8 protein-coding genes are annotated in these 12,484 nt (G+C 41.2%); 3 read left to right on the top strand and 5 right to left on the bottom strand.

The window, feature by feature from the left end; translation table 11 throughout:
• Positions 1-117: 117 nt before the first annotated feature.
• On the bottom strand, positions 118-2,751 hold the full coding sequence (locus KDU71_RS10200) for a DUF5686 family protein (protein ID WP_212190432.1): 2,634 nt from the start codon (positions 2,749-2,751) through the stop codon (positions 118-120).
• Positions 2,752-2,908: 157 nt separating this feature from the next.
• Positions 2,909-3,670, bottom strand: a complete 762-nt coding sequence (locus KDU71_RS10195; RefSeq protein WP_212190430.1) for a DUF481 domain-containing protein — start codon at positions 3,668-3,670, stop codon at positions 2,909-2,911.
• Between the two features lie 172 nt (positions 3,671-3,842).
• Between KDU71_RS10195 and KDU71_RS10190 the strand changes: the two genes are divergently transcribed.
• The 3 genes from KDU71_RS10190 to KDU71_RS10180 all read left to right on the top strand — a co-directional run bounded on the left by KDU71_RS10190 (position 3,843) and on the right by KDU71_RS10180 (position 7,500).
• Positions 3,843-5,042, top strand: coding sequence for a pyridoxal phosphate-dependent aminotransferase (locus tag KDU71_RS10190; RefSeq protein ID WP_212190428.1), 1,200 nt, complete (start codon positions 3,843-3,845; stop codon positions 5,040-5,042).
• Between the two features lie 153 nt (positions 5,043-5,195).
• A complete protein-coding gene (locus KDU71_RS10185; RefSeq protein WP_212190426.1) occupies positions 5,196-6,440 on the top strand; it encodes an ABC transporter permease in 1,245 nt (414 codons plus the stop codon).
• Positions 6,441-6,819: 379 nt separating this feature from the next.
• Positions 6,820-7,500: an NUDIX hydrolase gene (locus tag KDU71_RS10180; RefSeq protein ID WP_212190424.1), complete on the top strand. Its 681-nt coding sequence runs from the start codon at positions 6,820-6,822 to the stop codon at positions 7,498-7,500.
• Here KDU71_RS10180 and KDU71_RS10175 read toward each other — a convergent pair.
• The 3 genes from KDU71_RS10175 to der all read right to left on the bottom strand — a co-directional run bounded on the left by KDU71_RS10175 (position 7,448) and on the right by der (position 12,414).
• On the bottom strand, positions 7,448-8,863 hold the full coding sequence (locus tag KDU71_RS10175) for an MltF family protein (protein ID WP_212190422.1): 1,416 nt from the start codon (positions 8,861-8,863) through the stop codon (positions 7,448-7,450). The genes KDU71_RS10180 and KDU71_RS10175 overlap by 53 nt on opposite strands.
• A gap of 69 nt (positions 8,864-8,932) precedes the next feature.
• Positions 8,933-10,957: a putative porin gene (locus KDU71_RS10170; RefSeq protein WP_212190420.1), complete on the bottom strand. Its 2,025-nt coding sequence runs from the start codon at positions 10,955-10,957 to the stop codon at positions 8,933-8,935.
• 152 nt (positions 10,958-11,109) lie between these two features.
• Positions 11,110-12,414 (bottom strand): ribosome biogenesis GTPase Der, encoded by a 1,305-nt coding sequence (gene der, locus KDU71_RS10165; RefSeq protein WP_212190418.1) that lies wholly within the window; start codon positions 12,412-12,414, stop codon positions 11,110-11,112.
• Positions 12,415-12,484 lie beyond the last annotated feature (70 nt).

The raw sequence follows: 12,484 nt of genomic DNA, 5'->3' as shown, positions 1-12,484 counted from the left end.
CGTGCACAACTTCATAGCAGCATAGCAATAATGCAAAAGCAAATCTATTTTAAAACACAAAAAAGAGGATGTCTCAATTTTGGACACCCTCTTTAAATATTGTGAGGCGGAATAAGTTTAATTAATATTGATGCCTACTCTGAATCCCCAGCGGGCGTAGCTGCCATCTTCAAAACCAGCAAATACACCAGCACTACCAATTAAAAATATTTGATTCATGCTGTAGCCAACTTCTACATAGTTTTTGTAGTTGGGTTGGGTCAGGTAACTTGTGTAAAGGTTTTCGGTCCACAAGCGATTGCTTAATACTGGCAAGAATTTTAACAGTAGGTATGGCGTTGTGTAGGAAACATGCGCTTTGGCATACCAATCGTTAGTGCTGTAGCGATAGTCATCCAGCAACAAAAAGGCATTCTCCCACGATTTGAAGTTAACAGGTATTTCAGATGTATTAAAGTGTTGAAAACGTGAAAAGTGCATTTGGTTATTGCGCGTGAAATAGCCTGCGCCCACCTGCCAGTTGAAGGCGTTAAAAATACCCCATTCTTTCTTTTGTGATATGGTGCCGCGTATCAGCTCATAATCCGAATCGCTGTTCAACAGGTTGTTTATGCCTCGCTGATAGTTGACTTTAAAGGTTGGATAGCGCGAACCTCGAAGGTATTTCCGTCCTTTATACATGCTATAACGCATACGGGGTGTATAACTAACTTCAATAGAAGTAAACAGATCTGTCTGATCCATCAGTTGTGCCGGTGTCACCTGGTCATTAGGCGGTGTATTGGGTGCATAGTCTTTATCCTGGTCTAAAATCGACCAGTTGGTGTTGTTCTGTAGCTGCCTGTACCAGTTGTAGGACGCAGACAGATTGACTCGCATGCCATGTATCAGGTCAAAAGAGCCACTGATAGCGGCATAATCCTTCTGATACAACTTCATATAGTGATCTTTAAAGAACAGGGCAGAGAACATGTTCAAGGTTCTGTCGATGCCGTATTGGCTATTGAAGTCCTTGCTCAGCTGTCCGCCCGATATGGCTATTCTGGCGCGACTTTTCGGCGCAAATGAGTAGCTGGCATTGGCATCCCAAAGTAGTTTTTTACGCGCAAAAGCATATTGCAACATGGGTTCAATGCGCAAGTTGTGTAATGAATCAAACTCATGTCGAATGGTGAATTTTTGCTGATAATTCCATCCGTCAACAGCATTGAAATCAACCTGGCTTAATCCAATTAATCCGTGGTAAGTAATACGTGTTGATGAATCATTGGCATAGAAGGTATATCCAGATAAAAAGCCATCGGATGCTTTGCTGAAACCTGAGCGCTTTTTCTTGGATGTTTGAGTAGTATCTGCTTTTACCTCGGCCAGTTTGATGGAGTCTTTGACCTCAAAACTACGCAGTTCATCACTGGTTAGTGGAATTGGCCGTATGGTTTCCCAATAGCTGGAGTCTCTTTGGGCAGTGTCTTTCTTATGGGTTATTTTATAGGTGCTTTTAATCTCCAGGGATTCTTCTTCCTCTTCGGTTTTACGCGATTCTTTTTCGATTAAACGCGATAGCTTAATCATATCCCGGTTTGATAATTCCTCTTTAGCCAGGAGCTCTTCCATCTTTTTTTGCTGACGCGTCAGTTCCTGTTCCTTTTGCTGTTGCTCGGCCGCTTTTTTAGCAGCCTCTTCAGCTGCATACTGCTGCATTAAAATATTAGGAACTGGGAGTTCAGTGTTTAACTTTATGTCAGAATATTTGACAGAGCCGGCATACCGGAAATCAGCCTTTACGCCAAAGATGGAGGCTTTTACAATGAATCGGTGGCTGATAGGTAACCACGAACGTTCTTTAACCGGAGCATATACCTGTTTAATGTTGATCTCTCCAAAGAACGCATTATTGGTCACATCAATGGAGTGGATATTCCATAGGTTATCGACAATATAAATATAGCCACTGTAGGTTTGCTGACTTTTACGTTTCGGGACAATTTTGATTTTATTAACTGCCACATCACCTTCATAAAAGAAGCCCTCGTAAACAAATTTATAGTGCGAGAATGCATTGGGCGCTAGGGGTGAGATGGCCATATCCTGATGTGGTTCGTAAAAGCTATAGGTTATATAGCCCATAACATCATTGTCGTTGGAGTCGGGGAAGGTACTTCTTGAGGATATAACGGTGTGGTTGTATTTATCGGGGGCGGTAAACTCAATCTCATTCATCGACTCCATAGTATACGTTTCACCTACTTTAATGTCGGGGGCCTCCTCGTCTTTTTCCATCATCTTCTGGAATAATTTCGGGATTTTCTTCATCAGCAAGCTACCTTTAAGATATACTTCAGCCTTATACTGTTCTGTTTGTCGCTGATAGTAGGGAGCCAGACTTATCGCTTTGCGCATAATAGGGTAGGCTGGGTCTTCACCGCCAGAATAAACACGTACTTCTTTTATGCGGTATTCCTGTTTCTTTAAAACGATGTTGTTGGTGACCATTTGGTCTTTAATGGAAACGGTTACTTCTGTTTTCTGGAAGCCCAGGCCTTGAAAAACGATGGTGTATTGACCAGCAGGTAACAATATTTCGTATTCGCCCAGATCATTGGTAGTGGTACCGGTGGTAGTTTCGGTCAGGTAAATGGTTGCAAACGGAATGGAATTGCCCTCTTCATCGGTTACTGTTCCTTTAACTCCCTGGGCCTGGCTGAAAAATGATATTAAAAGTAAGAGTGTGGCAAAATAAATTTTTGTCATAGGTTATAAGTTAGATTAGCGGTTTAAGTTATGGTAAAGATATGTAATTATTGTAAACTATAAGACGTATGCATTCAACACCTGGCTATATTTCAATATAAGGCGTACGAGCATCAACAATAGTTACAACAATGTCAATAAAAAGCGATTGTGTTGTTTAAAAATTCAGACTGAATGAGTTATTGATGGTGTAGAATAGCTGATCCACTTCTGGTGGCACCAGGTTGTCGTAATCGAATCGGAGATAGAGTGCAAAAGAAAACATCTTAGTGATTTTGACGTTGAATTTTGTTTCACTCCAGATACGGAAATCTGCCGGATCAGAGTAATCCGGCTCGTAGTAGGTGCTGTGCGATAATGAGGCATTAGGTGACATTTGCCAGTCGGTCGATAGCATCGAACTGAATTTAACCAGGCTTTTACGCCGTTCATAATCACTGGTTTCAAAAAGCTCATTCAGGTAAATGGTGTAGGCTACCAGAAAGAGCGAAAACTTCTCTTTGTCGGCAATGTTAAAACGTGGACCTCCACCCATTACATGTCGATGCTTTAATTGCTTCACGCGGTTGTATTGATACTGGTAAAAGGCTTCAGCAATAATTATCTTATCGGGTACCCAGTAGTTATACTTAAACATCAATCCGCCGTTATTCACATTGCGTTCCTCATCTACTTTGCTAAAACTTATATCAGATGAAAACAGGTAGGTGTTATCATTATCGTTGTACTGAAGTTTAAAACGCGACATTAGCTGCATCATATCAGTAGTGGTGTGCACAAAGTTAAGCCCAAGGTTAACATCACCCTGGAAACCTTTATTAGGATTCTTTGTGCGTCGCTTGTCTATACTAACTATCTGTGCCGATAGTGATATAGTAAAAATGAACAGAAGTATGATAGTTGATAATCGCTTGAGCATAATGCTGCCTTTTTTTGACAAAAATAAGCTTTCCGTTGAGAACCTGAAAAAGACTTTGACAACCGCTTGTTTAAGTGGTTAAAAAGATGTTGAAAATCATGAAAAAAGTATCGTATTAACTCTAAATTTGCCTACAAGTTATAACAAGTTGAACCCATTAATCAATATAGAAATGCCAAATATTTCAGACAGAGGACAACAGATGCCGGCTTCGCCGATTCGTAAGCTGGTGCCTTATGCCGAAGCAGCTAAAGCAAAAGGTACAAAGGTTTACCACCTAAATATTGGTCAACCTGATATTAAAACGCCGGAAGTAGCACTTGATGCGATTCGTAATATTGATATGAAGGTAGTAGAATACAGTCACTCAGCTGGTATTGTAAGCTATCGTCAGAAGCTGGCCAAGATGTATCAGAGCATTAATATTAATGTGGATGAAAATGAAATTTTGGTGACTGCCGGAGGTTCTGAGGCAATTACTTTTGCTTTTTTGAGCTGCTTGAATCCTGGTGATGAAGTGATCATTCCTGAGCCATTTTATGCCAACTATAATGGCTTTGCTGTATCAGCAGGGGTGGTTGTAAAGCCTATCCGCTCGAGCATTGAAGAGGGGTTTGCTTTGCCTGCCATTGAAGAGTTTGAAAAAATGATTACGCCTAATACGAAGGCTATCGTTATTTGTAATCCCAATAATCCAACGGGGTATCTTTACTCGCAGGATGAAATGGATCAGCTGAAGCAAATTGTGTTGAAGCACGATTTATACCTGTTCTCTGATGAGGTGTATCGTGAATTCTGCTACGACGGCGAAAAGCACATTTCGGCGATGCACCTGAATGGTATTGAAAATAATGTGGTAATGTTCGACTCTGTATCGAAGCGCTACAGCGAGTGCGGCGTGCGTATTGGAGCGTTGGTCACTAAGAATAAGGATATTATTAATACCGCGCTTAAATTCGGCCAGGCACGATTGAGCCCTCCTGGATTTGGTCAGATTGCTGCCGAAGCATCATTGGATACACCAAAAGAATATTTCGATGAAGTATATGCTGAGTATATCGATCGACGTAACTTTTTAGTGGAAGGCCTTAATAAGATTGAAGGTGTTTATACACCAATGCCTAAAGGTGCTTTCTATACTGTTGCTAAGTTGCCAATTGATGATTCAGATAAATTCTGTCAGTGGATATTAAGCGAATTCGCATACGAAGGTCAGACAGTGATGATGGCGCCGGCATCGGGTTTTTATAGCACACCAGGTGCAGGTAAAAATGAGGTGCGTATCGCTTATGTACTTAACAAGGAAGATTTGGGTAATGCCATTAAAACGCTGGAAGAAGCGTTGAAAGTGTATCCTGGTCGTACGAACTAGAAATTAGTGTAATACAAATAGGTATAAGAGCAATCTTATATCAGGCTATTCAGCGGGTGATAATAGAGTGACTCTTTATCACCCGCTGAGTATTTATAGGGCAGCCCATTAATCTTTGCGGTCTTTTTCTACCTTTGTACAAAATCATGCACATTGAATATCGAACTCTTTATAGCGCGTAAGATTGCCTCAGGCGGACTGGTTGGTAAAAAACTGGCAGGGCCTGTTATTAAGGTAGCCATGCTGGGGATTATCTTAGGTATGGTGGTCATGATTGTATCGCTGGCAGTGGGATTTGGTTTCAAAGGGGAAATAAGAGAGAAAATAAGTGGTTTTGCATCGCATATCCAAATAATGAGCTATGATTATAACTATTCTCCCGAGACAAACCCCATATCCATTGATTCGTCTTTAGAGCAAGAAGTTGGGCAAATTGAAGGCGTAAAGTACATTCAGCGTTTTGCCACTAAACCTGGTATTGTAAAGGCCAATGAACTGATTCAGGGCATTGTTTTAAAAGGGGTTGATCAAACCTATAACTGGGAGTTTATTCAGTCTATTATGGTGGAAGGACGCTTACCTGTTTTTACGGATTCAGTTCGTTCCGATGAGGTGCTTATTTCTGAAGATATTGCCAGCATGTTAAAATTGAAGGTCGGGGACAAAATACGCATGTATTTTATCCAGGATAAACCGCTTCAGCGTCGTCTTACCATTACCGGAATTTATAACTCTCATTTTCCCGAATATGATAAGATGTTTGCTTTTGTTGATTTGAGGCATATTCAAAAATTGAATGGCTGGGAGAATCACCAGATATCGGGGTATGAAGTAGGTGTGTCCGATTTCAGGTTGATGCATGCCGTAAATGATGAAATCTACTACCTCACCAGTGCAAAAATTGAAGCGGATGGCACCATGCTGCGTAACCGAACCATCGAACAGCTGCAGCCACAGATATTTGGATGGTTGGATCTGTTGGATACCAATGTGTATGTTATCCTAATTCTAATTATTCTGGTGGCTAGCTTCAACATGATTTCCGGCTTGCTGATACTCATCCTGGAGCGTACCAATATGATTGGTATCCTTAAAGCTCTGGGCTCGGAAGATTGGAGCTTGCGTAAGGTGTTTGTCTACTTATCCGGTTTTATTATCGGACGAGGATTGTTGTGGGGCAATATAATAGGCATACTGGTTTGTATAATTCAAAAGTATACTCGTCTCATTAAGCTTGATCCTGCAAATTATTATTTGTCTACTGTACCTATCTACATAACGCCAATTGATTTGTTGTTACTCAATATCGGTGTTTTAGCGGTAACCATTAGTATGATGCTGGGACCTTCATATCTGGTTGCACGTATACTACCTGTTAAAGCCATCCGGTTTAATTAAATACAATTGTCCGTTAAAGAGACGCCTGTGTACGTATTCGTACATTTTTTGGTGTGGTTGGTAACGCGTGATTTCAGTCGTTAATATTATTTCAATTTTTATTTGTTGTTTAAGTAGCAGTATATCAGCGTGAAGTTGAGTTGTGCTGCAGATGATTTAGTAATTTTTTTCGAAAGAAATAAAAGTGGTATGGTTGTTGGTTTAACCAAGGCAAATACTTAATTAAGGTTTAAGTTAATAAATGGGACAGATAGCCGGGAACGCCCGGCTTTTTTTATGTCTTTTTTTCAGTGAGGGCAATAGGATTAATCATTACAATTAATTAACTTAAAAGAGAACAAACCACTTCAGATTTGAGTTACATTGTAAGGGTAGGTGTATGAAGAAAGAAATTGAAATATTAACGCAGGCATTAACCAGACCACTTCCTGGTGTTGACGCTCAGCGACGAATGTCGCCTTCTGTGCGCTTCACAGGTAGCAAAAGATATAATGAAGCCGACGCACGCATGAGTAGTGTGCTTATTTTACTTTATAAAAAAGGATTAGAGTGGCATGTGCCACTTATTCAGCGCCCTAAGTATGATGGAGCTCACAGTGGGCAGATCAGCTTTCCGGGTGGTAAATACGAAGAAGGAGATGTGTCGCATCTTGACACAGCATTGCGTGAAGCTTATGAAGAGATTGGTATTGACCGCCATGAGTTGTCTTTTGTCAGGCAGCTAAGTTCGCTATATATTCCCAATTCCAACTTTATAGTTTATCCTCAGGTTTGTATAACAGAATCTGAACCTGTTTTTGTTCCCGATTGCCGGGAGGTAGAAACTATTATAGAAGTGCCGGTGAGGCAATTGCTCTCACCAGCTACTATTCATCGTTTTGTTCGTAATATCAATGGGGTGGTGGTAGATGCCCCGTTTTATAAAGTTGATAATCACATTATTTGGGGGGCTACTGCAATGATTACAAGCGAATTTCTCTCTTTGTTAGAATCGTGCACCCTCTTCTCTAATCGTTTAGAACATTCTTGTAATGCGTATAACGCTCCAGAATGTCACTAACATAGTGGAAAGGTTCTTCACCACGACAGTACCCATACTTCACCACCGGGTCGTTATAGAACGATGGTTTGGATTTATTCAGCAGGTAATAATCAACGCTATCATCCCACTTGTACGGATCTTTGTCATTTTTCTCCGCTAATCGCATGGCATCTTCAACGTGACCTGGGCCCACATTGTAGGCGGCCAATACAAATTTCAGGCGTTCATCCGGGTCACTAATGTCTTCAGCAAAGCGCTTGTCGAGCCAAATCAGAAATTTTAATCCGCCCTGGATATTATCTTTCGGCGATGTGATTTCTTCAACGCCGAAACTTTCGGCTGTTTGCGGCATTAACTGCATTAAACCAACTGCACCAGCCCAGCTTTTGACCTCGGGCAGGAAGCGCGACTCCTGGTATATTAAGGCGGCAATCAGTCGCCAGTCCAGATTATATTTGGCACTTTCTTCTTTGATAATTGCATCATAATCGGACACAACCCCTCCTTTAATGGAGTGGAAATTGGCATCTACCAGGTGATTGGAACGCTTATTGATAAAATACTTCCGGTAAATGCGCTTATACTGATTTGTTTTTTTAAAGTTGATGAGCCAGTTATCTACAATATCCTTAAAGTTATTAGCATTCGGCCTTACAGCCCATGCAATCTTCTGAGGGAAGCTGACGGCTGTTTCAACATCCAGATTGTCATAAAAGTTAAGGTTGATGCGTGCCAGGTTTTCATCGCATACTGTGTATGGTATTTCTCCGCTGGCTACAAGAGCTATGAGTTGCTCCACTTCATAATCAGGAATTTCAACAATGTGAATACTATCACCTATTTCATTGCCCAGACTTTTAAGTCGGCTTACATAGGCCGAATTCTCCTGAACGTAAACGGTTTTTCCGCCAAGATCAATCTGGTTGCGTATTAACTCCTGCGCACTGGATGGGTTGTTATCGGGCGAAGGTTTTTGTTGAACCAGCACCTGTCGTGTGATACAGTGCGGTTCGGTAAAGGCTACCTGGTGGCTGCGATCACGCGTTATGGTAAGGTTGGTGGCGATAAGATCCACTTTACCTTCTAAAAGGCTGGCGAAGTTTTTTTCCACATCGTTGGATACAACAATTTCCAACTTAAGCCCCAAAGTGTTGCTGAGCGCCTGTAAGAGCTCAAGTTGATAGCCTAAGGGGCGGCCTTTGTATACAAAATAGTTGGTGGAGTTATAATCGGTTATTACCCGAATTTTACCTCGCTTTATAATGTCATCCAAATCAATTGCAACCAACTCTTCTTTCTGCTTGCGCACCTCTTTATTGTGGCTATTTTGGCAGGCCGACAGACTGACTAATACAATTAAAAAAAGGACAAGTTTACGCATATTTAGCTTATTAAATTCAGCTGCAAAGTTAATTACTTCAACTGATTAAAAGCTATTTAAGTTACTTCTTTAGTCATAAAAATTCCACGATACACCAAATTTGAGGTTGCGCGGATTACCCGGATACTGATAGGTTGTGTAATAGGGCTCATTAGGGTAGCCCTGGTTTACATGGTCAAATTTGACATAGATACGTGCGCGTTTTAGCTGCATGTTAATAAATGCATCAACAAACGGGTAATTGCCTATCTTCTGATTGGTCTGGTTAACAAACTGACCTGTAGCAGGCATATACATGGGTGCATAATACTCAGTGTGATAGCGTGCATCAAACCCTATCTGAAAATGTAATACCTTAAACAGTGTGTTTTGGTAGTAGGTGGAGTTGTAAAAGCTAAAAAGAGGCACAGGTATGTACCTTTCATCGCTTGTATATTGCAAAACAGCATCGTTAACACTGTGAATGCGACCTACAATAAAGTGCTTTTTAAGCCTAGCATTCAGTACCTGCAGAACGCTGCTGGTTTGGTAAGGCAGGCCATCATCGAGCCAATAGATATGCTCGGTCACCAGGTTAACTCCTCCACTGAGTTCCAGGCGACGGGTTGGTATGCGAATACCACCACGTATGCGAATGCTTTTGACCTGGTTGAAATCTTTGGACCATTGAAGGTGGTTCGAGAAATATTGGTTCTCGAATAATTCAGGTTGTCGCAGATAGATGCCTCCATTGGCAAAAAAACCGGCAGTATCTTTTCGTATTCTGAATTGAGAGTTAAGACTTCCGGTTATTTCTGAATCACCAGCCCGATAGCCTTGAATATAGAGCTTGACACCAGCATTCCACCAGAAATTATCCCCCATATTCTTGAATATTTGTCCGCCAATAGCTGTGGTTACAAGTGTCGTGTCACGTGTTTGGTAAACAGGGATTCCTTTACCCTTACTGTCATAGTCCCAGCTGGTTTGACCCGGAAACTTATACATCATCACATCATTGGTGATATAAGCTCTTAAACCAAAGCGAAGCAGCGAATTAGCTTCTTCATTGAATTTTATCTGGAATGTATTGGTTAGGTTATTATAGGTAGTGCTATCCCTGGTTTGCAACGAGTCTCGATAAATATTAGGGTAGAAGGGATTATCGGTTTGATAAAAGAATTCCAGATCGTCGATTTTATACTCGCGCTTGCCATGGTCGAACTTAAAAGTATGGTAAACGGTGCTGACAGGTAGTTCGGTAGTGGTCGAATCGTTTTGTTGTACATCAATGTTACCAATAGAAAGGGAGTGGTTGTAAAAGAACTGGTAGTTGGTAATTTTATGTCCGGTATTCTTTGTAAAGTTCATTGGAATATCCTTCGGATCCAGCTCATGCCAATCCACATTAGCGTCGTTAACGCTGATACCACCGTTTTCCTGATTGTTGATAAGCGCATAAATAAATGCCATGTGCATGTTATAGCGTTCCCCATTATAGCTACTCCAAAATTTGAAATTCTGGTTTTCAGCCTTCTGGTGTTGGTATTGGCCAACCGATGAGCTTAACTGATATTGGATGCCTACATTGGTGGCTTTATTAATATTCTGTGTGTATAGTGCACTGATGTATTCTTCTGAATAACGTTTAGGTCCCCCGAAATGATAGGTGAGATTCACATAAGGGGTTTTGGTATTATAAAAATTGAATTTTTTAGGTTGAGGCAGATATGCCAGAAATGAATTATAGAACATATGGCCATAGTGACGCTGCTGTTCATCAAAAATCATTGACTGATGAGCGCTACCCATGTTACCTAACCAGGCCTGTGCAATACTTTGACGATATATTGGATTGTATATCTGGTAACTACTGCTAATGGTGTCAACAGCAACCGTGTCTGAAAAAGTAAAATCATCGCGTAACTGCCAGGTACGTACATCAGGTGGAATAAAGTCGCCTTTAGGAGCAGATTCTTCGCCCATACGCTCTTGTCCTCCCTGTCCTCTGTTCATTTGGTCTGGGCCGCTCAGGGTTCTTTGTGCCAGGGTAGATGATGCAAATAAAAGACTAATGATAAGGGTTAAAAGGTATTTGTTGAAGTTGAATGCCATATTATTAGAACCAAGTGGTTTGCATTAATAGTTGCTTTGGGCTGAATGGCCCATTCACAAGCAAATATAGACAAAAAGTTTTCAATAGGCTTAACCAGCATGCTATGCCAGCTAATAAAAAAGAAGCTATCAGTGACAGCTTCTTTAGAATATTATTTCTTTCGGAGTACGATGTTTACCTGTACACCTGTGAAGTTCCAGTGCTCCCTTATCTTGTTCTCGAGAAAACGTTTGTAAGGATCCTTTATGTACTGGGGTAAGTTACAAAAGAATGCAAATGTTGGCGACTGCGTTGGCAGCTGGGTTACATATTTAATTTTGATAAACTTACCTTTGATTGAAGGTGGAGGAAACTTATCAATCAGCGGTAGCAGAGTATCGTTCAGCTTCGAAGTGGTAATCTTGGTATTTCTGTTCTCATACACCTGCAGAGAAGCTTCAATGGCTTTATGAATTCGCTGCTTGGTTATGGCTGATGTAAATACAATCGGGAAGTCGGTATAGGGTGCCATGGCTTCGCGCACCATGATTTCAAACTTCTTAATTGTGTTTGTATCTTTTTCAACCAGATCCCATTTGTTTACCAATACCACAATGCCCTTCTTATTCTTCTGTATCAGGTTGAATATCTTCTGATCCTGTGTCTCAAAACCACGTGTAGCATCAATCATCAGCATACATACATCGGAGTTTTCGATGGCGCGGATGGCACGCATCACCGAGTAAAATTCCAGGTCTTCATTCACCTTCGCTTTTTTCCTCAGCCCGGCAGTATCCACCAAAAAGAAATCGTGTCCAAATTTATTATAGCGGGTAAATATCGAATCGCGTGTAGTACCGGCAATGGGTGTTACAATGTTACGCTCTTCGCCAATAAAGGCATTAATGATAGATGATTTACCTGCGTTGGGGCGCCCCACAATGGTGAACTTGGGTAAGTCAAGCTCTTCCTCATTCTCGTTCTTGGGGAATAAGGATACAAGTTTATCCAGGAACTCACCTGTTCCGGCACCATTAATGGCCGAAATAGGGTAGAGGTTATCCAGTCCTAATGCATAAAAGTAGCTCGACTCGGCAATACGCTCGTTGTTATCAACCTTGTTAACCACCATCATTACCGGCTTTTTAGAGCGACGGAGTATGTCTGCCACACCTTCATCATAGTCGGTTATGCCAGTCACTACATCTACCACAAACACAATAATGTCTGCTTCTTCGATGGCAATGAGCACCTGGCTGCGGATAGCTTCTTCGAAGATGTCATCAGAGTTGGTTGCATAACCACCGGTATCAATCACCGAAAAGTCTACACCATTCCAAAAGGCTTTACCATATAAACGGTCGCGTGTTACGCCGGCCATCTCGTCAACAATTGCCTGACGTGTTCCGGTTAATCGATTAAAAAGTGTTGACTTACCTACGTTTGGGCGGCCAACTATAGCAACTATATTTCCCATGATGACAATTCTTTTTTATTTCGGGGCTGCAAAGGTAATTAAACCTGTGCTTAAGACCAATCTTTATTTT

The sequence above is a fragment of the Carboxylicivirga sediminis genome, from assembly GCF_018156225.1.
Lineage (GTDB): Bacteria > Bacteroidota > Bacteroidia > Bacteroidales > Marinilabiliaceae > Carboxylicivirga > Carboxylicivirga sediminis.
Note: the sequence above shows the minus strand (reverse complement) of the source record. Positions and strands in the feature narration are given on the sequence as shown.

What these genes read in the sequence shown, in the direction of transcription:
- KDU71_RS10200 (WP_212190432.1), bottom strand. Translation starts at nt 2,751, where the DNA reads ATGACAAAAATTTATTTTGCCACACTCTTACTTTTAATATCATTTTTC.
- KDU71_RS10195 (WP_212190430.1), bottom strand. Translation starts at nt 3,670, where the DNA reads ATGCTCAAGCGATTATCAACTATCATACTTCTGTTCATTTTTACTATA.
- KDU71_RS10190 (WP_212190428.1), top strand. Translation starts at nt 3,843, where the DNA reads ATGCCAAATATTTCAGACAGAGGACAACAGATGCCGGCTTCGCCGATT.
- KDU71_RS10180 (WP_212190424.1), top strand. Translation starts at nt 6,820, where the DNA reads ATGAAGAAAGAAATTGAAATATTAACGCAGGCATTAACCAGACCACTT.
- KDU71_RS10175 (WP_212190422.1), bottom strand. Translation starts at nt 8,863, where the DNA reads ATGCGTAAACTTGTCCTTTTTTTAATTGTATTAGTCAGTCTGTCGGCC.
- KDU71_RS10170 (WP_212190420.1), bottom strand. Translation starts at nt 10,957, where the DNA reads ATGGCATTCAACTTCAACAAATACCTTTTAACCCTTATCATTAGTCTT.
- der (WP_212190418.1), bottom strand. Translation starts at nt 12,414, where the DNA reads ATGGGAAATATAGTTGCTATAGTTGGCCGCCCAAACGTAGGTAAGTCA.